Below are 23,739 nucleotides of genomic sequence, written 5' to 3'. Positions count from 1 at the left end.
GGGTGGGGGAGTCGTGCAGGGTGCGGAGGAGGTTCGTGCGCGACTTTCGGGCCGTCTCCGGGTCCTCCTCGTGGGCGTACGGGAGGTCGGGGTCGACCAGTTGCACGGTGTGCACCAGCAGGTCGCCGGTGAGCAGCATGCGTTCGTCGGCCGTCGTCAGGAGCACCGACTGGTGGCCGGGGGTGTGCCCCGGGGTGGGCAGCAGGCGTACCGCCGGGGTGAGTGCGGCCTCGCCGTCGACCACCCGGAGCTGGCCGGCGGCGCGCAACGGCGTGATCAGGCCGGCGGGCAGCCCGGGACTGAGCGTCTCCGCCGCGTCCACCTCGGCGCGCTGCAACAGGTAGCTGGCGTTCGGGAAGTACGGCTGCGCGGGCGTGCCGGTCACCGCCCAGCCGATGTGGTCGCTGTGCAGGTGGGTCAGCACGACCGTGTCGACGTCGGCCGGGTCGATGCCGGCGGCGGCCAGTTCGGCGGGCAGTCGACCGGGCACCGGCGCCCAGCTCGCGGCGGGCGCGTCGGCCGGGCCGATCCCGGCGTCCACCAGAGTGACCGGCCCGTCGCCGGCCCGGATGGCGAAGCTGCGGAACGGTAGCCACCACTGGCCGTCGGCGGTCACCGAGCTGGGGTCGCGCCGGTCGGCCTCGCGCCACTGCTCGGCCGTGGCGTGCGGAAACGCCTCCTGCCGAGGCTGGAAGAAGGCACCCTCCCCGTCGGTGAGCGCGGTGACCGTGATAGACCCGAGGGTGCGGCTCAGTGGCATCGGGCGATGATGTCAGGGAACTTCTGCGCCGCGCAGCCTGGTTTCCGCCGGCCGGTCGAGGCCGGCTGGGGGCTGCCGGCCTGTTTCCAGTACGCTCGTACTGCTTGAGCACGTGTCCCCCGAGAGGAGCGCCGGCCGATGGCGAAGATCAAGGTAAACAACCCGGTCGTGGAGCTCGACGGCGACGAGATGACCCGGATCATCTGGAAGCAGATCCGGGAGCAGCTGATCCTGCCCTACCTCGACGTCGACCTGCACTACTACGACCTGTCGATCCAGCACCGCGACGAGACCGACGACCAGGTCACCATCGACGCCGCCAACGCCATCAAGGAGCACGGCGTCGGCGTCAAGTGCGCGACCATCACCCCGGACGAGGCCCGGGTCGAGGAGTTCGGCCTGAAGAAGATGTGGCGGTCGCCCAACGGCACCATCCGCAACATCCTCGGCGGCGTCGTCTTCCGCGAGCCGATCATCATGTCCAACGTGCCGCGGCTGGTCCCCGGCTGGACCAAGCCGATCATCATCGGCCGGCACGCCCACGGTGACCAGTACAAGGCCACCGACTTCGTCGTCCCCGGCCCGGGCACGGTGACCATCACCTACACCCCGGCCGACGGCGGCGCGCCGATGGAGATGGAGGTCGCCAACTTCCCCGGCGGCGGCATCGCCATGGGCATGTACAACTACGACGAGTCGATCCGGGACTTCGCCCGGGCCTCGTTCCGGTACGGGCTGGACCGCAACTACCCGGTCTACCTGTCCACGAAGAACACCATCCTCAAGGCGTACGACGGCCGGTTCAAGGACATCTTCGCCGAGGTGTTCGAGAACGAGTTCAAGGCCGAGTTCGACGCGGCCGGCATCACCTACGAGCACCGGCTGATCGACGACATGGTCGCCGCCGCGCTCAAGTGGGAGGGTGGCTACGTCTGGGCCTGCAAGAACTACGACGGTGACGTGCAGTCCGACACCGTGGCGCAGGGCTTCGGCTCGCTGGGTCTGATGACCTCGGTCCTGCTCTCCCCGGACGGTCGTACCGTCGAGGCCGAGGCCGCGCACGGCACGGTCACCCGGCACTACCGGCAGTGGCAGAAGGGCGAGAAGACCTCGACCAACCCCATCGCGTCGATCTACGCCTGGACCCGGGGCCTGGCCCACCGGGGCAAGCTGGACGGCACGCCGGCGGTGACCGAGTTCGCCAACACCCTGGAGCAGGTCATCGTCGACACCGTCGAGGGCGGCCAGATGACCAAGGACCTCGCGCTGCTCATCTCGCGCGACGCCCCGTGGCTGACCACCGACGAGTTCATGAACGCGCTCGACGAGAACCTGGCGCGCAAGATCGCCGGCTGATCAGGCGTACCGCATCATCGGAGCCCGCCGGCATCTCAGCCGGCGGGCTTCGGCGTGTCCGGGGCTGACGCGCCGGTTGTCGTCACCGCCGTCGGCGCGCCTCGTTGACCAGGATGGACGAGATGCCAGTCGCGTCCAGGAAGGTTGACCTCGGTCGACCCGCGGCACCCGTGCGCCGATCAGCCAGCCTTCCCGGCTGTGCCGTGCACAGCCAGCCGTCCCTTCCCTGCGGGGGGCCCTGTCCCGGGCCCCCCGCGCCCTGTTTCCCGCCGGTCTCAGGCGGCGCGCAGGAGGTCGGCGGCGCGTTCGGGGGCGATGTCGTTGATGAAGACGCCCATCCCGGACTCGGAACCCGCCAGGTACTTCAGCTTGTCCTTGGCCCGCCGGATGCTGAACAGCTGAAGGTGCAGATGACCCAGCTCGCGGTCGATCCGCACCGGGGCCTGGTGCCAGGCCGAGATGTACGGCATCGGCATGTCGAACAGCCCGTCGAAACGGCGCAGCAGATCCAGGTAGAGGGGCCCGAAGGCGTCCCGCTCGGCGTCGCTCAGCGCCGGGATGTCCGGCACCACGCGGCGCGGCGCCACGTGCACCTCGAACGGCCAGCGGGCCGCCGCCGGCACGAACGCCGTCCAGTGCTCGTTCTCGACGACCACCCGGTCGCCGGCGGCGCGTTCGGCGGCCAGCATGTCCGCGTAGAGGTTGCCCCCGCCGGTCCGCTCCGCGTGCCGTCGTGCCGCGGTCAGCAGCGCCCGGGTGCGCGGCGTCACGAAGGGGTACGCGTAGATCTGCCCGTGCGGGTGGTGCAGGGTGACGCCGATCTCGACGCCCCGGTTCTCGAAGCAGAACACCTGCTCCACACCGGGCAGTTCGCCGAGCACCTCGGTCCGGTCGGCGAGCGCGTCCAGCACGGTGCGGACCCGGCGCGGCGGAAGGCTGGCGAAGGACGCGTTGTGGTCCGAGGTGAAGCAGACGACCTCGCACCGGCCGAGGCCCGGCCGGACCGGCGTGAACGGGGTGATCTCCCCGGGCTCGTCGGCCACCCGCCCGCTCAGCGACGGGAAGCGGTTCTCGAAGACCACCACGTCGTAGTCGGGGGCCGGGATCTCGGTGAGCCGGTCACCCACCGACGGGTCGAGTGGGCACTCGTTCGCCGGCGGGAGGAAGGTGCGGGTCTGCCGGTGCACGGCGACCGCCACCCACTCGTCGGTCAACGGGTCGTAGCGCAGCTGGGACGCGGGGGGCGGTGGCGGCAGGTCCCGGCGGTCCGGCTGGTCGCGGACGGCGTCGTCGCGCTCGTCGAAGTAGATCAGCTCCCGGCCGTCGGCCAGGTCGATCGCGGTGCGCTTCACTACGCCGTCCCCTCACTCGTCGGCGTGCGCGTCGCGCGGCCCGCCTCCGTCGCCTTCACCATGATCAATTCGCCCACCTGTTCGCCGAGTACCCGTCGTGCGGGCGGAGGCAACCGGTCGTCGCTCACCAGTACGTGTGCCGCGGCCAGCTCGACGATCGAGGAGATGCCCACCGTGCCCCACTTGGTGTGGTCGGCGAGCACCACCAGCCGGTCCGCCGCCGCGACCAGCGCCCGGTCGGTCTCCGCCTCCATGAGGTTCGGGGTGGTGAAACCGGCCCGCTCGGTGATGCCGTGCACGCCGAGGAAGAGCAGATCCAGGTGCAGCGCCCGGACGGCGCCGACGGCGAGCGGGCCGACCAGCGCGTCGGACGGCGTGCGGACGCCGCCGGTGAGCACCACCGTCTGGTCCGGCCGGCCGCCGGCGTGCAGGATCTCGGCCACCGGCAGCGAGTTGGTCACCACGGTCAGGCCGGGCACGTCCACCAGTCGCCGGGCCAGCTCGGCGGTGGTGGTGCCGGCGGAGAGTGCGACCGCGGCGCCGGGCCGGACCAGCTGCGCCGCCCGGTCCGCGATAGCGGCCTTCTCCGCCAGTTGGCGGACGGACTTGGCGTGGAAGCCCGGCTCGTCGGTCGAGCTCGGGCCGGCCGCCGTAGCGCCGCCGTGCACCTTGGCCAGCAGGCCGCGCTCGTGCAGCGCCTCCAGGTCGCGGCGGATGGTCATGTCGGACACGCCGAACTCGGTGGCCAGCTCGGTCACCCGGACGCCGCCGGTCGAGCGGACCCGCTCCAGGATGGCCGCCTGCCGCTGCTGAGCCAGCATCCGCCGTGCCTCCCCGAGGGTCCACGTACTCTCACGCGGTCAAACGTGTTCCAACAAAGATGAACACTAGCGCGTAGCCGGCAGTGGCGGAAGGAACGGGGTCCGGCGGCGCCTCAGGAGGACGGGTTCTTCATCTCCACCCAGCCGGTCTCGGTCAGGTGGTGCAGCACGGCCTGCACCGCGTCCGGCACGCTCAGGTCGGTCGTGTCCACCACCAGGTCGGCGTCGGTCGGCTCCTCGTACGGATCGTCGATGCCGGTCATCCCGGTGAGCAGGCCGGCGCGGGCCCGCGCGTACAGGCCCTTCCGGTCCCGCTGCTCGCACACCGCCAGCGGGGTGGCGACGTGCACCAGCACGAAACCGGCCCCGGCGGCGAGCGCCATCTCCCGGGCGGTCGCGCGCGCCGCCGCGTACGGGGCGATCGGGCAGCAGATGCCCACCCCCCGGTGCCGGGCGATCTCGGCCGCCACCCAGCCGATCCGCCGGACGTTGAGGTCCCGGTCGGTCTTGGTGAAGCCCAGCCCGGCGGAGAGCTCCCGACGCACCACGTCACCGTCGAGGAGGGTGATCGTCCGGTCGCCGCTCTCGCGCAGCGCGTCCGCCAGGCCCCGGGCGATGGTCGACTTGCCGGAGCCGGAGAGGCCGGTCAGGAAGACCACGAGACCCCGGTGCCGGCGCGGCGGCCGGGCCCGCGCCAGCTCCTTCGCCACCGCGGGCGGGGTGTGCCACTCCGGCAGTGGGAAGCCCCGGTCCAGCAGGTCGTCGATCTCGTCCTGGGTGAGCGCGAGACGGCGGTTGCGCGGCGGGATGTCCTCCCGCCAGCGCCACTGCCCGTCCCGGTTGTCGTACGCCAGCTCGCGGGGCACCAGCACCCGCAGCCCGGCGCCGGAGAGCATCTCGCCGGTGGAGAGCAGGTGGGTGACCCCGTACGCGCCGGAGACCCGGGCGCGCAGCAGCGCGTCGCTGATCTCCTCACGCCGGTGCGACAGCGGCACCGCGACGAGGGTGGCCGGCGGCATCCGGTCGCGTGCGGCGAAGATGCTGCGGACCAGCGCCTCCGGCGGGAGCCCGGCCACGCCGCCCTCACCCACCGGGATCATCACCAGCAGGTGCGCGGCCAGCGTGCGCGCGGCGTGGGCGATCTGGGCGAGCTGTGGCCGGTGCAGCGGCCGGTCGGCGATGACGCCGAGCACCCGGCCCGGCGGCAGCAGCGCGCGAACCTCCTCCGGGCTGCGGCGCAGCCGCTGGAACGGGCCGTGGCCGCCGTCGCCCAGCCGGCGGACCTGGCCGCCCACCCCGGCCACGCCGTCGCGTACCGGCCAGACGTCCGCCACGTCCAGGGCGGCCACCGGCGCGCCCTCGCCGTCGGTCAGCACCAGCGCCCGGCGGGCCGGGTCGCGCGGATCGAAGCCCTGTGCCAGCGCCGCGGGCAGTTGGAGGGTCACCGCCACCTGCCACGGCGTGCCGTCGGCCAGTCGACCACGCCGGCTGACCGAGACGAGGTCGGCGCGGGTCATGAAGCCGGTCAGAGGGGTGTACGCGCCGGTCAGCAGCAGCTCAAGATCCGCGAGCTCACCGGGCCGCGGCGTGTACGCCGGCGCGTCCCGGAGCACCTCGTCGGGCAGCACCCAGCCGTTGCTCATCCACACCCCCCACTCGCTGACCGGCACACAGTTTCGCAGCCGACCGCCGATCGGTCGAGGCCGCCACTCCACGACCCGGGCGGGCGGATCAGCGGCGGATCCGGCGACCCACCGCCGACCGCAGCCAGTTCCAGACCTTCCGTTCGTCCCGGATCCGCGGCGGCGCGCCGTCCGCCGGGCAGATGAAGAGCAGTGGCAGCCGGGCGTCCTCGGTCCAGCCGGCGTTGGTGATCCGTGCCTTGAGGAGCCAGCTGCCCCGGGTCCGGCCGCCGTTGAGGGCGCCGAAGTCGATCGTGGTGGTGGCCCGGTGCACCAGGTGGCCGGAGTCCGCCCCGGTCGGTTCGCCGACCCGCTCGGTCTCAAAGGTCACCGGCAGGAAGATCTCGTCCCCGGTCTCCCGGCGGCGGGCGACCACATCCAGCCGGGCCTTGCGGACCTGCGCGGTGGAGTCGAGCACCTCGGGGGCGATCTCGTCGACCGGAAGCACCAGCACGTCCCGGCCGTTCTCGGTGCGGAAGCCGATCGGCTGGCCCCCAGAGCGGAGCTCGGCGGCGACGCGCACCGTGACCGTACGGTCGTCCAGCTCGAACCCGTCGACCCTGCCGTGCCCGGCGATGCCCGCCTCCCAGTGGGCCAGGCGGCGCAGGTCCGCGAACCGGCCCCGCTCGGTCAGGTACGCCACCGCCCTTTGCAGCGGCGGCAGGCCGGCGGCGACGCCGGGTGCGAACCGGTCCTGGATGATTTTCTGGGTTTCCAGGGCGACCTGCTCCAGCCAGTCCTCGGGGGCGTCCAGCAGCCGCTTTCCCCGTAGCCGGTTGATCATCTCGTTGCGCAGCCAGCGCCGGTGCAGCCGGTCCCGCAGCGGTCCCGGCTCGGTGTTGGCGTCCACGATGTCCAGCGCGTCGCGCACGCTCTCGAAGTAGCTCGACGGCTCCAGCCGGGCCGCGGTGACGTTGCGCGCGTCGCCCCGCTGGGCGTGGTGGTAGCAGGTGTAGTCGGACAGCACGCAGGTGCGCCGGGACAGGAAGTAGGCCCGCACCACCACCGAGTGGTCCTCCAGCCGCCGCTTGCCGCCCTCCGGGAACCGCAGCCCGTGCTCGTTGAGGAACGACCGGCGGAACAGCTTGTGGCACGTCAGGCTGTCGATCAGCGGAGCGTTCTCGAGCGTGGCGTCGAAGCGGTTCTTGCGGAACAGCTCCCGGGGCACGCCCCGCCCGTGCCCGGCCATCTTGCCGATCACCAGGTCCGCGTCGTACTTGGCCGCGCAGTCGTAGAGCCGCTCCAGCGCCTGGTCGGCGAACCAGTCGTCGTCGTCGGCGAAGAAGACGTACTCGCCGCGGGCCCGCTCGATGCCCAGGTTGCGCGGGCGCGACGGCCAGCCCGAGTTCTCGATGTGCACCACCCGGATGTGCGGGTGCGCGGCCGCCAGCCGATCCAACCGCTCACCCGTGTCGTCGGTCGAGCCGTCGTCGACGAAGATCGCTTCGAACTCGTCGGCGGGTAGCGACTGGCGCAGCAGCGAGGCCACGAGCTTCTCGATGTGCCGGCCGCAGTTGTACGCCGGCACGACGACACTCACCTTGGGGACGCCCACGTCGACCATCACGATCCTTCCGCGTCGGCGGTCGCATATCCCCCGGAACACTGCCCGGTGAACGGGAAGTGAATCGTGCCACCCCGACCGGGCGTTTCCGGCGGCGGGGTCCGGCCGAAAGCGGGACCGGCGCAAACGTGGCCCGCGCCTCGCGAACGCACCCTAGGGGTCGACCGCCCTCAGGATCAGGGGAGCGCCGGGGGCGTGCCGGTGCCCACGGTGGCCATCGACTCCCTACGCTGGCAGCGTGACACTGATCGCGACCCAGTCGCTCACCAAGACGTACGGAGGTCGGGTCACCGCGCTCACCGACCTCACCGTCGGCGTCGAGCCGGGGATCATCGGCCTGGTGGGCGCGAACGGCGCCGGTAAATCCACCTTGATCAAGATCCTGCTCGGCCTGATCGCCCCGACCAGCGGTCAGGTCTCGGTGCTCGGCATCGACCCGACCGTCGACTCCGCGGCGGTCCGCGCCCGCGTCGGCTACATGCCCGAGCACGACTGCCTCCCGCCGGACCTGTCCGCCGCCGAGCTGGTCACCCACCTCGGCCGGATGAGCGGCCTGCCGCGCACGGCGGCCCGCGAGCGGGCCTCCGAGGCGCTGCGCCACGTCGGGCTCTACGAGGAGCGCTACCGCCCGGTCGGCGGCTACTCCACCGGCATGAAGCAGCGGGTGAAGCTGGCCCAGGCGCTGGTGCACGACCCCGACCTGCTGCTGCTCGACGAGCCGACCAACGGCCTGGACCCGGCCGGCCGGGACGCCATGCTGGCGCTGGTGCACCGCATCGGCACCGAGTTCGGCATCTCCGTGCTGGTCTGCTCACACCTGCTGGGCGAGGTGGAACGAATCTGCGACACGCTGATCGCCATCGACGGCGGCCGGTTGCTGCGCGCCGACCACATCTCCGCGATGACCTCGGCCACCGACGTGCTCGCCGTGGAGGTCAGCGAGGGCACCGAGGAGCTGGCCGCCCGGCTCGCCGCCCTCGACCTGCCGGTGGCGCGGGACGGGCGGCTGCTGCTCGTGCCGCTCGCCGACGACACCACCTACGACCTGATCCTCGGCGCGGTCGCCGAGCTGGACCTGCCGCTGCACCGACTGGACCAGCGCCGGCACCGGGTGGCCGAACTCTTCGCCACGAGGGAGCTCACCCATGCCTGAGTCGTCAACCGCCGCCGTCCGCTCCACGCCGACCGGCGTCATCCACGACATCGGCTACCAGCGCTACGAGGGCCCACGGCTGGGCCGCCGGCACGTCTTCGGCGCGCTCTACCTGCACGGTCTGCGCACCGCGTTCGGGTTCGGGCGCAGCGCCAAGGCCAAGATCTTCCCGTGGCTGGTGGTCGGCATCGTCACCCTGGTCGCGGTGGCCCTGGCCGCGGTACGCAGCCAGATCGGCGAGCCGGTCGCCACGTACGCCCAGTTCGCCGACGCGATGAGCTGGCTGGTCATCTTCTTCGTCGCGGTCGTCGCGCCGGAGCTGGTCTCCCGGGACCTGCGCAGCGGCGTGCTGCCGCTGTACTTCTCCCGGCCGCTGCCCCGCTCCGACTACGCGTTGGCCAAGCTGCTGGCGCTGGTCACCGCGCTCTGGCTGCTGCTCGGCGGGCCGCAGCTCTTGATGTTCCTGGGTGCCGCGTTCACCACCAAGCAGGGCATGCGCGGGGTGTGGAACGAGCTGCTCGACCTGCTGCCGGGGCTGCTCTACGCCGGGCTGTGGGCGGTGGTCTTCGCCTCGGTCGGCATGCTGGTCGCGTCGCTGACCGGCAAGCGCGCCTTCGCCGCCGGTGGCGTGGTCGCGGTCTTCCTGATGACCACCCCGATCGTCGGGGTGCTGAGCATCCTGCCGTCGCGCGCCGCCAACGAGCTGGCCGGGCTCGCCTCGCCCTCCACGCTGGTGCAGGGGGTGGGCATCTGGTCGCTGGGTGACCTGCTGGTCGAGGGCGATCCGGGCGAGATGATGATCGGCGGGTTCGGCCCGGTCTACGCCCTGGCCGCGGTGCTGCTGGTCGCCGGCGCGACCGCCCTCCTGCTGGCCCGCTACCGGAAGGTCGCCTCCTGATGAGCACGCTGAGCCTGACCGGGGTGTCCCGGTGGTACGGCAACGTGGTCGCGGTCAACGACATCAGCATGGCCCTGGGGCCGGGCGTGACCGGGCTGCTCGGCCCGAACGGCGCCGGCAAGACGACGCTGCTGCACATGATGGCCGGGTTCCTCGCCCCGTCGCGCGGCACGGTCACCCTCGACGACGCGCCGACCTGGCGCAACCCCGACGTCTACCGGCGGCTGGGGCTGGTCAGCGAGCGCGAGGCGGTGCAGGGCTTCCTCACCGCGTACGAGTTCGTGCTGGCCAGCGCGAAGCTGCACCGGCTGGCCGACCCGGCGGCGGCGGCCCGACGGGCCATCGACCTGGTGGAGCTGGAGTCGGCGCAGGACCGCCGGATCGGCACGTACTCCAAGGGCATGCGGCAGCGGGCCCGGGTGGCCGCCGCGCTGGTGCACGACCCGGAGGTGCTGCTGCTCGACGAGCCGTTCAACGGGATGGACCCACGCCAGCGGCTGCACATGATGCAGCTGCTGCACAGCCTCGGCGACGCGGGCCGGACCATCCTGTTCAGCTCGCACATCCTGGAGGAGGTCGAGCAGGTCTCCGGGACCGTGCAGGTGATGGTGGCCGGCCGGCTGGCGGCGTCCGGCGACTTCCGGACCATCCGCCGGTTGATGACCAACCGACCGCACGTCTTCGCCGTGCGCTCCACCGACGACCGGGCGCTGGCCGTCGCGCTCATCGCCGAACCGTCGGTGAGCGGCGTGGAGCTGGACCGCACCGGTCTGACCGTGCGCGCCGGCGACTACGGCGCCTTCACCCGGGCACTGCCCCGGATCGCACTGACCCGGGGCATCCGGGTGCGCCAGCTGGTGCCGTCCGACGAGTCCCTGGAGAGCGTCTTCTCCTACCTGGTGGAGGCCTGAGATCATGTCGACCATTACCTGGATCACCGCGCGCGGCCTGTTCGGCCGGCGGCGGTTCCTGCTGCTGCTCCCGCTGCCGTTGGTGCTGCTCGGGCTGGCCGTGCTCTGCCGGTCGCTGGGGGTCGACCCGGGCGAGTGGGGCCCGCCGGTGCTGGTCGGCCTCGGGCTGGCGGTGGTGCTGCCGGTGGTGGCGCTCATCATCGGCACCGGCGTGCTGGGCGCGGAGATCGACGACGGCACGGTGGTGCACATCCTGACCAAGCCGTTGCCGCGCTGGCAGATCGTGTTGCCCAAGCTCGCGGTCGCGGCCGGGGTCACCGCGGTCACCGTCGCGGTGCCGCTCTACGTCGCGGGCGTGCTGGCCGACTCGGTACGCCTCGGCCTGGCGCTGGCCGCCGCGGCGGCGCTCGGCGCGCTGGCGTACTCGGCGTTGTTCCTCGCGCTCAGCCTGGTCACCCGGCGGCCGGTGCTCCTCGGCCTGGTCTACGTGCTGATCTGGGAGGGGCTGCTGGGCAACTTCGTCAGCGGCACCAAGGTGCTCTCGATCCAGCAGTACGTGATCGCTCTCGCCGACCGGATCGCCCCCACCGGGCTGCTGGAGACCACGGTGTCGGTGCCGGTGGCGTCGGTGATGACCGCGCTGGTCAGCGTCGGCTTCACCGTGCTGGCCGTCGACCGTCTGCGCTCGTTCAGCGTGGCCGGCGAGACGAGCTGAGGTCGGTGCGGGGCGGTGTTCCGGCCAGCCACCGGCGGGCGGTAGGGCTGGCCGGATGGACCGGCCGGGGCGCGTCGGGCCAGGCTGGTGGGCGTGAGCGTCGAAGCGGAGCGCACGTCGTTGGCTGAGCCGTACTCCCGGAGCAGCCGTCCCTGGTTGACCAGCCTGGCGGTCGCCGGCCTGGCCTGTGCCACGGTCGCTACGGCCGCACAGGGCAGCGGCCGGTTCCACTGGTGGGCGGGCTTCATCCTGATCCCGGGCGCGCTGATCGCGGCCAGCGGCGGGCCGCTGCTGGCCCGGCGTGGGGGTCGTGCCTTCGCCGGGTACGTCATCGCCTGCGTCGGCACGCTGGTGTTCACGGTGGGCGCGCTGCTGATGTTCAGCGTGATGGGTCGGGGCTGGCCGATGCTGGTGGTGCTGCCCTGCCTGGCGGTCGCCGGCACCTACCTGTGGCGGGCGGCCCACCCGCTGGCCCGTGGCCTGCACCGGGCGGTGGCCCTGCTCGCGCTCACCGGCGCGCTGCTCGGCCTGACCCTGCAACTGATCCGGGTGGAGCTGATCCACCTGGAGACCGGCTGGTGGGGAGTGTTCCTGATGCTGGCGGGCGCGATCGTGCTGGGCAACGCGGTCGAGTTGACCCGGCACCGGATGCCGTACCGGCTCCAGGCGATCACCCTGCTGGTCGGGCCCGCCGTGGTCGCGTTCCTCCTCGGCCTGCGTTTCCTGCGCGGCGGCTGGTGACCGGTGCGGAAGGCGCCCTCCACCGCGAGGGCGCCTTCCGCGCGGGTCAGAAGGCGCAGGCGATGACCAGCTCCGGGGTGCGGTCGGGAAGCAGATCGAGCTTGCCGATCCGGCCGGCGGAGCGCAGGTCGTCGGCGACCAGGGTGAGCTGCTCCAGCAGGGTCGCCGGGCCCAGCGCCTCGGCCAGCGGCACCTCCGCCTTCATCGACAGCTTCCGCTCCGACTTGGCCCGCCGCACCTGGCTGAGCGCGTCGCCGGCCAGCCGCAGCAGCGCCGGCTCACCCGTCCCCTCGATCGCCCGGGCCACCTCGTGCGTGGTGGGCCACGGCGCCCGGTGCACCGAGCCGTACCGCCACCAGGACCAGATTTCCTCGGTGACGTACGGCAGCACCGGCGCGAACAGCCGCAACTGCACCGACAGCGCCGAGGCCAGCGCGGCCCGGGCGGAGTCGGCGGCCTCTCCGGTGCCGTACGCGCGTTCCTTGACCAGCTCGATGTAGTCGTCGCAGAACCGCCAGAAGAACGCCTCGGTCGCCTGCAACGCCGCCGTGTGGTCGTAGGACTCGAAGGCGGCGCTCGCCGCGGTGACCACGGTCGCCAGTTCGGCGAGCATGGCCCGGTCCAGCGGAGCGGTGGCCGGGGCGCGCAGCGCGTCCGCGGCGCCCAGCCCGAGCGCGAACTTCGACGCGTTGAGCAGCTTGGTGGCCAGCCGCCGCCCGACCTTGATCTGCGCCGGGTCGAACGCCAGGTCCATGCCGGGTTTGCCGCTGGCGGCCCAGTAGCGCACCGCGTCCGAGCCGTGCTGTTCGAGCAGCGCCAGTGGGGTGACCACGTTTCCCTTGGACTTCGCCATCTTCTTCCGGTCCGGGTCGAGGATCCAGCCGGAGAGCACGGTGTCCCGCCAGGGCAGCACCCCGTGCTCGAAGTGCGAACGGACCACGCTGGCGAAGAGCCAGGTCCGGATGATCTCCTGCCCCTGCGGGCGGAGGTCCATCGGGAAGACCCGGGCGAACAGCTCCGGGTCGGTCTCCCAGCCGCCGACGATCTGTGGGGTCAGCGACGAGGTGGCCCAGGTGTCCAGCACGTCCGGGTCGCCGACGAAGCCGCCGGGCCGGCCGCGCTGCGACTCGTCGTAGCCGGGCGCCGGGTCGGTGGACGGATCGACCGGCAGCGCGGACTCGTCCGGCGTGAGAGGGTGGGACCAGTCCGGCTCGCCAGCGCTGTCGAGCCGGTACCACACCGGCACCGGCACCCCGAAGAAGCGCTGCCGGCTGACCAGCCAGTCGCCGGTCAGGCCGGTCACCCAGTGGTCGTACCGGTGCTTCATGTGCGCCGGCACCCAGCGCAGCTCCTCGCCCCGGGCCAGCAGGGCCGCCCGCAGATCGTCGTCCCGTCCGCCGTTGCGCACATACCACTGCCGGGTCGAGACGATCTCCAATGGCCGGTCGCCGCGTTCGTAGAACTTCACCGGGTGGGTGATCGGGCGCGGCTCGCCGATCAGGTCACCCGCGTCGGCGAGCATCCCGACGATCTCCCGTCGGGCGCCGTTGACGGTCTGCCCGGCCAGCGCCGCGTACGGCTGCGCGGGCACCCCGGCCGGCGGCTCGGGGAGCAGCCGGCCGTCCCGGCCGATCACCACCCGGGTCTCCAGCCGCAGCTCCCGCCACCAGGTCACGTCGGTCAGGTCGCCGAACGTGCAGACCATCGCGACGCCGGTGCCCTTGGCCGGGTCGGCGAGCGGATGGGCGTACACCGGCACCTCGACGTCGAACAGCGGGCTGCGCACCGTCCCGCCCACCAGGTCGGCGTACCGCTCGTCGTCGGGGTGACAGACCAGCGCCACGCAGGCCGGCAGCAGCTCGGGCCGGGTGGTGTCGATGAGCACCTCCCGCCCGTCGGGCCCCGTGAACCGCAGCCGGTGGTAGGCGCCGGGGCGTTCCCGGTCCTCCAGCTCGGCCTGCGCGACCGCGGTCGCGAAACCGACGTCCCACAGCGTCGGCGCCTCCGCCTGGTACGCCTCGCCGCGGAGCACGTTGCGCACGAACGCCCGCTGGCTGGTCGCCCGGGCCACCCGGCCGATCGTGGTGTACGTCAGCGACCAGTCGACCGAGAGCCCCAGCCGTCGCCAGAGCGCCTCGAAGACCTGCTCGTCGGCGACCGTCAGCCGCTCGCACAGCTCGATGAAGTTGCGCCGTGAGATCGGGGTGGGGTCGCGGCGCGCCGCCTCGTCGACCGGGGTCGCCGGTGGCCGCCACACCGGGTCGTACGGCAGCGCCGGGTCGCACCGCACCCCGTACACGTTCTGCACCCGGCGCTCGGTGGGCAGGCCGTTGTCGTCCCAGCCCATCGGATAGAAGACGGCCTTGCCGCGCATCCGCTGGTAGCGAGCGACGGTGTCGGTGTGCGTGTACGAGAAGACGTGCCCCATGTGCAGCTCGCCCGATACGGTCGGCGGCGGGGTGTCGATCGCGTACACGTCCGTCCGCTGCTTCGAGCGGTCGAACGCGTACGTGCCCTCCTCCTGCCAGCGGCGCGCCCAGGTCTCCTCGAGCCCGTCCAGAGTCGGACGCTCGGGGACGCCGGCGCGGGCCGTCCTCGCCGTGTCGGTCATCCTGCGATCGTAGGCACCAGGCGGGTGCCAGGCGACGTAGTTGCGCCCGAACACGCGAACCGGCGCGCGTCCGTCGGCGAAGCCGTCGCCTAGACCAGCGACTCGCGCCACTGCCGGCGCAGTGCGGCGTACCGGCCGTCGGCCTCGGCCAGCACGGCGGGCGGGCCGTCCTCGACGACTCGCCCACCGTCGAGGACGAGCACCCGGTCGGCGGTCTCCACGGTGGAGAGTCGGTGCGCGATGACCAGGGCGGTCCGGTCCCGCAGGATGGTGCCGAGCGCCCGCTGCACCAGCCGCTCGGTCGGCACGTCCAGCGAGGACGTGGCCTCGTCCAGGATCAGCACGGTCGGGTCGGCCAGGAACGCCCGGGCGAACGCGACCAGCTGCCGCTGCCCGGCGGAGAGCCGGCCGCCGCGCCGGTGCACCTGCGTGGCGTACCCGTCGGGCAGCGCGGTGATGAACTCGTGCGCGCCGATCGCCCGGGCGGCGGCCTGCACCGCGGCGTCGTCGGCGCCCGGCCGGCCGAACCGGATGTTCTCGGCCACGGTGCCGCTGAACAGGTGGTTCTCCTGGGTGACCAGCACCACCGCGCGGCGCAGGTCGGCGTCGCCGACCGCACGCAGGTCGATGCCGTCCAGCCGGACCGTGCCGCTGTCCGGGTCGTGGAACCGGGCGACGAGCTTGGCGACGGTCGACTTGCCCGCGCCGGTCGGCCCGATCAACGCGACCGTCTGCCCGGCGGGCACGGTCAGCTCCACACCGGAGAGGATCGGGGTGTCGGCGCGGTAGCCGAAGGAGACCGCCCCGAAGACGACCTCACCGCGGCCGGCGCCGGTCGGCAGCGGCACGGGCCGGGCCGGTTGGGCGACCGCCGGCCGCTCGTCCAGCACGCCGGCCAGTTTCTCCAGCGCCGCGGTGGCCGACTGGAGCGAGTTGTAGAACTGACTGAGCTCCTGCATCGGCTCGAAGAAGCGACGCAGGTAGAGGAGGAACGCGGCGAGCACGCCGACCTCGGTCTGCCCGCCGAGCACCCGCCAGCCGCCGTAGCAGAGCACCACAGCCACCGTGACGTTGCCGATCAGCTTGATCGCCGGGGAGTACGTGGCGATCAGGCGGAACGCGTGCAGGCTGGCCTGCCGGTAGTCGTCGCCGAGTGCCACGAAGATGCGCTGGTTGCGGGGCTCCCGGCGGAACGCCTGCACCGCCCGGATGCCCCGCATCGACTCGACGAAGTGCACGATGACCAGCGCGATGGCCTCCCGGGTCCGTCGGTACGCGCTGGCCGACGCGCGGGCGAACCAGCGGGAGAGCCAGAACAGGAACGGGAACGCGAACAGCGTGACGGCGGCCAGCGGCAGGTCCAGCCAGAGCAGGATGGCCGCCACCGACAGGATCGACAGCGCGGCCAGCACCAGGCTGTCGATTCCGCCGTCGACCAGTTCGGCTATCGAGTCCAGGTCACTGGTGAGCCGGGAGACCATCCGGCCGGAGGTGTACCGCTCGTGGAAGCCCACCGACAGTCGCAGGAAGTGCCCGAACACCCGCCGCCGCAGGTCCAGCAGGACGGCCTGGCCGATCCGTGCGGAGAGGGCGAGGAACCCGCGGCGGGCCACGTACTCGGTCACCGCGGCGGCGGCGAACGCCCCGGCGACGGCGACCAGCGGCCTGGCGTCACCGGCCCGCAACGGCGCGATGGCCCGGTCGATGCCGATCATGACCAGGTACGGGCCGGCCATCGCGGCCGCGTTCTGGGCCAGCAGCAGGCCGACGGCGGCGCCGAGCCGCCTCCGGTGTGGGCGGAGCAGGTCGGCGAGGAGCGTCCGACTGAGCCGGCGCAGCCGGGCCACCGCCTCGGGGGTGCTCTCCTCGGCCCGGCTCCGGTCCGCCTCCGGGTCGGTGGCCGTCCCGCGCCAGCGAGTCAGCTCCGGTTCCTCCCCGGGCGGTTCGGCCTGCTCCGGCACGCTCACGACCGCACCAACCCCCGTCCGTCCGAAGTGGCCGCCGGGGACGCCGTCGACGCGGCGCCGGATGGTGGTGGCTGCCCGACCGGCGGCTCGGCGGCGAGCAGCGCCCGGTAGGCCGGCACGGTGGCCAGCAGCTCGGAGTGCCGGCCGATCGCCGCGATCCGCCCGCCGTCGAGCAGGGCGACCCGGTCGGCCAGCGCGATCGTCGACGGCCGGTGCACCACCAGCAGCGCGGTGCTGTTGCGCAGGACCCGCCGCAGCGCCGCCTCGACCAGCGCCTCGGTGTGCACGTCGAGGGCGGACAGCGGGTCGTCCAGCACCAGCAGCGCCGGACGGCCGAGGACCGCCCGGGCCAGGGCCAGCCGCTGCCGCTGCCCGCCGGAGAGGGACAACCCCTGCTCACCCACCCGGGTTGCCAACCCCCACGGCAGGTCGTACGCGAAGTCAGCCTGGGCCAGCGCGAGGGCCGCCCGGACCTCGTCGTCGCCGGCGTCCGGACGGCCCAGGGTGAGGTTCTCCCGCACCGACATGGAGAACAGCGTGGGTTCCTCGAACGCCACCCCGACCAGGCGGCGCAGCGAGTCCAGGCGCAGCTCCCGCAGGTCGTGCCCGTCCAGGGTGATCCGGCCGCCGGTCACCTCGTGCAGCCGGGGCACCAGGGACAGCAGCGTGCTCTTGCCGCTGCCGGTGGCGCCCACCAGGGCCAGCGTCTCGCCCGGCTCGATGGTCAGGTCGACCCCGTCCAGCACGGGTGCGGCGGTGCCCGGGTAGCGGAACGCGACCCGTTCGAAGTGGAGCCGGCCGTGGACCGCCTCGCGGGGCAGGGCGAGCGCGCCGGGAGAGTCCACGATCTGCGGCCGGGTGTCCAGCACCTCCTGGATCCGGTCGGCGGCGGTGGCCGCCTCCTGGCCGTTGGCGATGATCCAACCCAGCGACTGCACCGGCCAGATGAGCATCAGTTGGAGGCTGGCGAACGCCACCAGCTCGCCGATGGTGAGCACGCCCCGCGCGGCGGCGGCCGCACCCGCCACCAGCACCACGCCCAGCGTCAGGTTGGGCACCAGGTCGAGCAGCCCCGCCGTGTTGGCCAGCAGCCGGCCCTTGCGTACGCCGGTGTCGTGCAGGGTCCGGGCGCCACCGGTGAAGCGGGCGGCCAGCTCGGGCCCCCGGCCGTACGCCTTCATCGTGCGCAGGCCCTGCGCGGTCTCCTCGACCAGCGTCGCCACGTCGCCCTGCTGGTCCTGCATGCGGCGCGACGCGGCGTGGTAATGCCGGCCGAACCGACGACTGATCAGCAGCAGTGGCACCGCGCTCGCCGCGACCAGCAGCCCGAGCGCGGGGTGCAGGTGGATCAGCAGCAGCACCACCACCAGGTAGGTGGTCAGGTTGAGCACCAGGAAGAACACGCCGAAGGAGAGGAACCGGCGGATCACCGACAGGTCGCTGGTGATCCGGGACAGCAGCTGGCCGGACTGCCAGCGGTCGTGGAAGCCCGTCGACAACCGTTGCAGGTGGGCGTACACGTCGGCGCGCAGCGCCGCCTCCATGCCGATCGCCGAGGAGGACTGCACCCACCGGCGGATGAAGATGAGCACCGCCTCGGCCACGCCGAGCAGCAGCGCCAGGGCGCCGAGCTGGAGCAGGCCGGCGGGATCGCGTCGGGCCACCGGCCCGTCCACCACCCGCTGCACCACCAGCGGGACGGCGATCCCGGCGGCGGTGCCGGCGAGCCCGGCGACCAGCAGCCAGGCGAACTGGGCGGCGTACGGGCGCAGGTAGCGGCGCAACCGCCAGAGGTTGTGCACGGGGTGAGGGCCCGCGGCGACCCGGGCGGCCGGGTCGCCGTCGCTCTCCACAAGCACTACCCGACGGTAGCGTCAACAGGTGTCGATCCTTGTGTCAGCTTGCTGTCAACCGTCGCTCATGACCGAGAAGCCACTTCTTCACGTCCAGCCCCCAGCGGTAGCCACCGAGCGTGCCGTCCGTGCGCAGCACCCGGTGGCAGGGCACGAACAGCGCCGCCGCGTTGCGGGCGCAGGCGGCAGCGGCCGCGCGTACGGCCGGCGGTCGGCCGGCCAGCGCCGCGTACCCGGTGTAGGTGACCGGGGTGCCCGGAGGCACCTCGCGCAGCACCTGCCAGGCGTGCGCCATGAACTCGCCCGCGGTCACCTGCCGGACCGGCACCGCGTCGATGGCGGTGAGGTCGCCGTCCAGGTAGGACCGGACGGCCACGCTGACCGGACCCAGGTCGGCCCGCTGCCGCAGCGGCGCCCGCAGGGTGGGGTGGACCAGGGGCAGCAGCGCCGCCGGGTCCGGGGTGAAGCCCGCCGCCCGGACGTCGCCGTCCGGGCCGGCGAGGATGCTCAGCGGGCCGGTCGGGGTGTTCAGCACGGTGCTGTCGATGGTCATGCCGCTCTCCAGAGTCTGATCGTGGCGTAGGACCGCCAGGGGCGCCAACGTTCGGCGTACGCGTCGAGGGTCTTCGGGGTGTCGGGCAGGCCGAGCGCGGCCGCGCCGCGTCGGACCGCCAGGTCGGTGGGGAGCAGGACGTCCGGGTCGCCGAAGGCGCGCATGGCCAGGTAGCCGGCGGTCCACGGGCCGATGCCGGGCAGCGCCAGCAGCCGTCGGACCGTCTCCTCCCGGTCGCCGCCGGGCGCCAGGTCCAGCTCCCCGTCGGCCACCGCCCGGGCCAGCGCGCGTACGGTCTCCCGCCGCCCGACCGGCATTCCGAACGCCGCGTCCGGCATCCCGAGCACGTCCTCCGCGCTGGGAAAGCCGCGGAGGCCGCCCGCGCCGCTCTCGCCTCGCTGATCATCAGGTTGACCGGGCTCCAGGCTCCCGTCGACGCGGTCGCGGGCGGACAGCAGGCGGGTGAGGGTGGTGCGGGCGGAGGTGACCGAGACCTGCTGACCGATGATGGCGCGGACCGCCAGCTCGAAGCCGTCCACCGCGCGGGGAACCCGGATGCCCGGTTCGGCGGCGACCGCCGGGGCGAGCGCCGGGTCGGCGGCGAGCGTGGCGTCGACGGCGGCCGGGTCGGCGTCCAGGTCGAGCAGCCGGCGGCAGCGGGCCACGGCCGGCGCCAGGTCGCGCAGGTCGGCCAGGCGCAGCGTCGCCGCCACGTGCCCGTCCGCCGGGGTCAGCGCCACCTGGCCGGCGCCGTGCGGCAACCGCAACCCCCGGTGGTACGTCCTGTCACGGACCTCCTCCACGCCGGGCAGCGCCCGCACCGCGAGGAAGTCCAGCAGCGCGCGGGCGTGCAGCGGCGGCCGGTACGCCAGCCGGAGCGTGATGGTCCCCGCCCCGACCGGCGCCTCGTGCCGGCCACGGGCCGCCCGCAGCTCGGACGGGGCGATCCCGTACACCTCCCGGACCGTGTCGTTGAACTGCCGGACGCTCCCGAAGCCGGCGGCGAACGCGATCTCGGCCATCCCGAGGCCGGTCGTCTCGATCAGGATCCGGGCGGTCTGCGCCCGTTGGGCCCGGGCCAGCGCGAGCGGCCCCGCTCCCATCTCGGCGCGCAGCATCCGGTGCAGGTGCCGCTCGGTGTAGCCGAGCTTGGAGGCCAGCCCGGGGACGCCGTCCCGGTCGACCACCCCGTCGGCGATCAGCCGCATCGCCCGGCCGACCACGTCGGCGCGAACGTCCCACTGCGGCGAGCCGGGCGCGGCGTCCGGTCGGCAGCGGCGGCAGGCCCGTAGGCCGGCACCCTGTGCCGCGGCGGCGGACGGGAAGAACCGGACGTTCTGTCGCTTGGGCGTGGTCGCCGGGCAGGACGGCCGGCAGTAGATCCCGGTTGACGTCACGCCGGTGTAGAACCAGCCGTCGAACCGCTGGTCACGGCTGTCCACAGCCCGGTAGCACCGCTCGAAGTCCATCTCCACGCCACCGATGATGCCCCGCTCGCCGGGCTCCCGGCTGGCGGGAATCGGACCTGGGCGTGCAGCCATCTGGGCAACGGCCGGCGCGGGTGGCCGTCAGCGGCGGCGCCGGTGGGGCTGGCCGGACCGCGCGGACTGGCCGGACCGCGCGGACTGGCCGGACCGCGCGGACTGGCCGGACCGTGCGGGTTGGCCCGACCGTGCGGGTTGGCCGGTCAGCAGGGCCGGCCGGAACACGCCGTCGGGGTCGTACCGTCGCCAGAGCCGCCGCACCCGGGCGCCGGTCTCACCCGGATAGATCCGGGCGAACGCGGCCGGGTCCGGCCGGCTCTCGAAGTTGACGTACGCGCCGTCGGCCCGGCCGGCGACGAGTACCGGGGGGCAGTGGCCGGCATCTCCGATCGGCTGCTCGCCCAGCGACTCAGGGAGTTGGAGAGCGACGGGTTGATCGAGCGGACCGTCATTCCGACGTCACCGGTGCAGATCCGCTACGGGCCGACCCAGGACGGTCGGGAGTTGATGACGCTGCTCCAGCCGCTGATCGACTGGAGCCATCGGCGGCTCGGCGCCGACGCGGCCGACCAGGACGAACCTCCAGCCGGTCAGGCCGGACGGTAGACCGCCCGACCTGACCGGGTCTGATCAGCTCACCCGGCTCGGCACGCCGGGAGGCCCGGACGGGCTCGGCTCGACCGCCGGGCTCACTGGGCTCGGCACGCCCGGCGCCCCAGGCGCACCGCCGGGCGCCCCGGGCACAGCGACCGGCCCGGACGGGCTCGGCTCGACGGTCGGCCAAGGCCGGCCCGGCACACCGGGCGGGCCCGGCACACCAGGCGGGCCCGGCACACTAGACCGGCCGGGCACACCGGGCGGGCCCGGCTCGCCCGACGGGCTCGGCGCGACCGGCCCCGGCCCGACCGCCGGTCCGGACGGGGTGGGTACGGGCAGGCTGGGCTCGACCGCGGGGTTGGGCGCGGCCGGTCGGGGCTGGTCCGAGCCGGTCCCCGCGAGGGCGAGCGGGGTGGCGATCACAATGGCCGCGAGGGTGCCCAACGCCCCCATCGTCACCGTGGCCCGGCGCCGGTTGCGCACCCGCCGTTCCGCTCGGCTCAACTGGTCATGCACGATCGGTGCCTCCTCGGCCAGGTCGGTGAGGGTGGAGCGGATGAGGTGCTCGAAGGAGTCGGTCATCGCCGTACCTCCAGCAGTTCGGTCTCCGGCAGAAGTTCCCGCAGTCTTGTGACCGCCCGGTGGGTACGGCTGCGCACGGTGCCGACCGAGCAGCCCAGCAGCTCGGCGACCCGTGCTTCGGGCAGGTCCTCGTAGTAGCGCAGGACCACCACCGCGCGCTGCGCCGGTGGCAGGTGGCGCAGCGCGGCGCGCATCGCCAACCGCACGTCCGACCCGCCGCTCGGATCGGCGCCGACCGGTTCGTCCGCCTGGTTGAGTGGCGTCTCCCGCCATCGGCGCAGTCGCCGCCACCAGCTGACCTGCTCGCGGTACATCACCACGCGCAGGTACCCCTCCGGGTCGGCGTGCCGGATGCCTCCCCACTTCGGGATGGTTCGCGCCAACGCCGACTGGAACAGGTCCTCGGCGGCGCTGCGGTTCCCGGTCAGCAGGTACGCGACCCGCATCAGCGCCGGAGTCCGGCTGGCGACGAACTCGGCCAACCGGGCTCGCTCGTCCTCGTCCACCCATCACCCCCGTTTCCTTGTCACCGATACAGACGCCCCAGGTCATCCTCGCTATCCACGTTCGTGGACGGATTTTCCGCCCGAAAGTGTCGGTCGTGGGGGGTAACGTCCGGCCACCAACTCAAGAAGGGGTGCGGCGATGGCGAGCGTGGCGGGTCGGGCGGCGGCGTCGACACAGGGCGCGTTCCCGCCGCTGCCCCGGGCGGTGGCGCAGTCCTTCTACCGCCGGATGCGGGCCGTCGCACCGGCCGCCGTCGGCGCGATCGAGCGGGACCGGGCGGCCGACGCCGAGGAGACCTTCGCCAACACCTCCTGCGGCCGGCTGGCCCGCTCGCTGGACGACGCGGGCCTGCGGGCGCTCGGCATGTGGACGCACCACTGGTGCATGCGCTTCTACGACGACGACACCCGGGTCGGCCGGCGGCTGGTCCGGGAGATCGCCGCCCGGCCAGGGTTGGGCTGGACGGCCGACGAGGTGCGCTGGATGCTGCGCGAGTCGGTCCTGGCCGGCCCGGCTGCCGCCGAACGGTTCACCCTGCCCCGCGCCGCCGCCGCGCAACTGCCCCCGGGAGAGCTGTCCCCGGTCCACTGGCCCGAGGGGGAGGTGGCCGCCCGCGACCAGCCGACCGGCACGACGCCCGCCGGAGAGCAGACCGAGGGCAAGCCCGCCGAGGGTCAGCCGGCCGAGCCCGGCCGGCCGATCGTTGGCGCGCTGGCCCTGGTGCCCCGCCAGCGCCGCGCTGGTTGAGTCGGCGTCTCGCCGGCCGGAGCCGGGGCCGCGCGGGCGGGTGATCGGCCGGCGGCCGGCTGCGGCAGGATGAACGCCGTCCCGCACCGACGGAAGGACGCCCACGTGCCCGCCAGCGAACCGACCATCCTCGCCACCAGCATGGGTTTCTTCCGAGGCGACCGCGGCCCCATGGACCTGCGTCCCGGCCCGGTCTTCGAGCTGGCGGCCGAGCTGGCCGAGGCCGGCCCGCAGCCGCGCATCTGCTACCTCGGGCAGGCCGTCGGGGACCAGCCCACCTCGCTGACGGCCATCTACGGCGCGTTCGCCGACACCCGGTTCCGGCTGTCGCATCTCGCCCTGTTCCCGATGCCGAACGTCGAGGACGTCCGTGCCCACCTGCTCGCCCAGGATGTGATCTGGGTGGGCGGCGGCAGCGTGGCCAACCTGGTCGCGGTCTGGCGGGTGCACGGGCTCGACGAGATCCTGCACGAGTGCTGGCAGGCCGGCGTGGTGCTGGGCGGCGTCTCCGCCGGCTCGATCTGCTGGCACGTGGGCGGCGCCACCGACAGCTTCGGCCCCCGCCTGCGCGGCTACACCGAGAGCCTGGGCTGGCTGCCGTACGGCAACGGGGTGCACTACGACAGCGAAGGCCAGCGTCGACCGCTGATGCACGAGCTGGTCGGCGACGGGACGCTGCCCACCAGCCACTGCACCGACGACGGGGTCGGGCTGGTCTACCGGGGCACCCGCCTGGTGGAGGCGGTCGCCGACCGCGAGGGCGTCTCGGCGTACGAGGTCAGCCGCGGCGCGGACGGCAGCGTCCGGGAGGCGGTCATCGCCCCACGCCTGCTCGGCTGACGGCCGCCCCACGCCCGGGTCGGCCAGCTCGGGCAGGCCCGGCGC

20 protein-coding genes and 1 pseudogene are annotated in these 23,739 nt (G+C 73.5%); 9 read left to right on the top strand and 12 right to left on the bottom strand.

Annotated features, from left to right (window positions below; genetic code table 11):
* Positions 1-760 (bottom strand): MBL fold metallo-hydrolase (locus DKT68_RS16485; protein ID WP_109818295.1); only part of this gene is annotated, 760 nt, incomplete at its 3' end.
* Positions 761-898: 138 nt separating this feature from the next.
* Between DKT68_RS16485 and DKT68_RS16480 the strand changes: the two genes are divergently transcribed.
* Positions 899-2,116, top strand: coding sequence for an NADP-dependent isocitrate dehydrogenase (locus DKT68_RS16480; RefSeq protein WP_109818294.1), 1,218 nt, complete (start codon positions 899-901; stop codon positions 2,114-2,116).
* A gap of 275 nt (positions 2,117-2,391) precedes the next feature.
* Here DKT68_RS16480 and galT read toward each other — a convergent pair whose 3' ends face one another.
* The 4 genes from galT to DKT68_RS16460 form a co-directional block, all read right to left on the bottom strand.
* Positions 2,392-3,468 carry a galactose-1-phosphate uridylyltransferase gene (galT, locus tag DKT68_RS16475; protein ID WP_109818293.1) on the bottom strand — a complete coding sequence of 359 codons (1,077 nt, stop codon included), beginning with the start codon at positions 3,466-3,468 and terminating at the stop codon, positions 2,392-2,394.
* Positions 3,468-4,289, bottom strand: a complete 822-nt coding sequence (locus DKT68_RS16470; protein ID WP_109818292.1) for a DeoR/GlpR family DNA-binding transcription regulator — start codon at positions 4,287-4,289, stop codon at positions 3,468-3,470. The genes galT and DKT68_RS16470 overlap by 1 nt, the downstream gene beginning before the upstream one ends.
* Before the next feature lie 113 nt (positions 4,290-4,402).
* Complete coding sequence (gene cysC / locus DKT68_RS16465; protein ID WP_109818300.1) at positions 4,403-5,932, bottom strand: adenylyl-sulfate kinase; 1,530 nt, start codon at positions 5,930-5,932, stop codon at positions 4,403-4,405.
* A gap of 88 nt (positions 5,933-6,020) precedes the next feature.
* Positions 6,021-7,535: a glycosyltransferase family 2 protein gene (locus DKT68_RS16460; RefSeq protein ID WP_109818291.1), complete on the bottom strand. Its 1,515-nt coding sequence runs from the start codon at positions 7,533-7,535 to the stop codon at positions 6,021-6,023.
* A 238-nt stretch (positions 7,536-7,773) separates the two neighbouring features.
* Between DKT68_RS16460 and DKT68_RS16455 the strand changes: the two genes are divergently transcribed.
* The 5 genes from DKT68_RS16455 to DKT68_RS16435 all read left to right on the top strand — a co-directional run bounded on the left by DKT68_RS16455 (position 7,774) and on the right by DKT68_RS16435 (position 11,953).
* A complete protein-coding gene (locus DKT68_RS16455; RefSeq protein WP_109818290.1) occupies positions 7,774-8,688 on the top strand; it encodes an ABC transporter ATP-binding protein in 915 nt (304 codons plus the stop codon).
* Positions 8,681-9,586 (top strand): ABC transporter permease, encoded by a 906-nt coding sequence (locus tag DKT68_RS16450; protein ID WP_109818289.1) that lies wholly within the window; start codon positions 8,681-8,683, stop codon positions 9,584-9,586. Before DKT68_RS16455 ends, DKT68_RS16450 begins: the two co-directional genes overlap by 8 nt.
* Positions 9,586-10,497 (top strand): ABC transporter ATP-binding protein, encoded by a 912-nt coding sequence (locus tag DKT68_RS16445; RefSeq protein ID WP_109818288.1) that lies wholly within the window; start codon positions 9,586-9,588, stop codon positions 10,495-10,497. The genes DKT68_RS16450 and DKT68_RS16445 overlap by 1 nt, the downstream gene beginning before the upstream one ends.
* A gap of 4 nt (positions 10,498-10,501) precedes the next feature.
* Positions 10,502-11,212, top strand: coding sequence for an ABC transporter permease subunit (locus DKT68_RS16440; protein WP_109818287.1), 711 nt, complete (start codon positions 10,502-10,504; stop codon positions 11,210-11,212).
* A gap of 93 nt (positions 11,213-11,305) precedes the next feature.
* Entirely contained in the window at positions 11,306-11,953 is a 648-nt protein-coding gene (locus tag DKT68_RS16435) for a hypothetical protein (RefSeq protein ID WP_109818299.1), read from the top strand.
* 46 nt (positions 11,954-11,999) lie between these two features.
* On the opposite strand, the gene valS is transcribed toward DKT68_RS16435, so the two are convergent.
* The 5 genes from valS to DKT68_RS16410 form a co-directional block, all read right to left on the bottom strand.
* Positions 12,000-14,564, bottom strand: coding sequence for a valine--tRNA ligase (gene valS / locus DKT68_RS16430; RefSeq protein ID WP_109818286.1), 2,565 nt, complete (start codon positions 14,562-14,564; stop codon positions 12,000-12,002).
* Between the two features lie 89 nt (positions 14,565-14,653).
* Positions 14,654-16,525, bottom strand: coding sequence for an ABC transporter ATP-binding protein (locus DKT68_RS16425; RefSeq protein ID WP_407940752.1), 1,872 nt, complete (start codon positions 16,523-16,525; stop codon positions 14,654-14,656).
* A gap of 2 nt (positions 16,526-16,527) precedes the next feature.
* Positions 16,528-18,390 (bottom strand): ABC transporter ATP-binding protein, encoded by a 1,863-nt coding sequence (locus tag DKT68_RS16420; RefSeq protein WP_109818284.1) that lies wholly within the window; start codon positions 18,388-18,390, stop codon positions 16,528-16,530.
* 37 nt (positions 18,391-18,427) lie between these two features.
* Entirely contained in the window at positions 18,428-18,937 is a 510-nt protein-coding gene (locus DKT68_RS16415) for a methylated-DNA--[protein]-cysteine S-methyltransferase (protein ID WP_109818283.1), read from the bottom strand.
* Positions 18,934-20,412, bottom strand: a complete 1,479-nt coding sequence (locus DKT68_RS16410) for a DNA-3-methyladenine glycosylase 2 family protein (protein ID WP_109818298.1) — start codon at positions 20,410-20,412, stop codon at positions 18,934-18,936. Before DKT68_RS16410 ends, DKT68_RS16415 begins: the two co-directional genes overlap by 4 nt.
* 381 nt (positions 20,413-20,793) lie before the next feature.
* Between DKT68_RS16410 and DKT68_RS31490 the strand changes: the two genes are divergently transcribed.
* Positions 20,794-21,027 (top strand): winged helix-turn-helix transcriptional regulator, encoded by a 234-nt coding sequence (locus DKT68_RS31490; RefSeq protein WP_201749069.1) that lies wholly within the window; start codon positions 20,794-20,796, stop codon positions 21,025-21,027.
* Positions 21,028-21,051: 24 nt separating this feature from the next.
* Here the strand turns inward: DKT68_RS31490 and DKT68_RS16400 are convergent, their stop codons facing one another.
* Both DKT68_RS16400 and DKT68_RS16395 read right to left on the bottom strand, forming a co-directional pair.
* Complete coding sequence (locus DKT68_RS16400) at positions 21,052-21,600, bottom strand: hypothetical protein (protein ID WP_201749068.1); 549 nt, start codon at positions 21,598-21,600, stop codon at positions 21,052-21,054.
* Positions 21,597-22,106 carry a SigE family RNA polymerase sigma factor gene (locus tag DKT68_RS16395; protein ID WP_109818281.1) on the bottom strand — a complete coding sequence of 170 codons (510 nt, stop codon included), beginning with the start codon at positions 22,104-22,106 and terminating at the stop codon, positions 21,597-21,599. The genes DKT68_RS16400 and DKT68_RS16395 overlap by 4 nt, the downstream gene beginning before the upstream one ends.
* 139 nt (positions 22,107-22,245) lie before the next feature.
* On the opposite strand from DKT68_RS16395, the pseudogene DKT68_RS16390 reads away from it, so the two are divergent.
* Positions 22,246-22,677, top strand: a pseudogene (locus tag DKT68_RS16390) (hypothetical protein); the annotation flags it as partial.
* 282 nt (positions 22,678-22,959) lie between these two features.
* Positions 22,960-23,694 (top strand): Type 1 glutamine amidotransferase-like domain-containing protein, encoded by a 735-nt coding sequence (locus tag DKT68_RS16385; protein WP_109818297.1) that lies wholly within the window; start codon positions 22,960-22,962, stop codon positions 23,692-23,694.
* The last annotated feature ends 45 nt before the right edge of the window (positions 23,695-23,739 follow it).

The organism is Micromonospora acroterricola (genome assembly GCF_003172955.1).
GTDB lineage: Bacteria > Actinomycetota > Actinomycetes > Mycobacteriales > Micromonosporaceae > Micromonospora > Micromonospora acroterricola.
The sequence above is the reverse complement of the archived record's forward strand: the minus strand, read 5'-3'. Positions and strand labels throughout refer to the sequence as shown.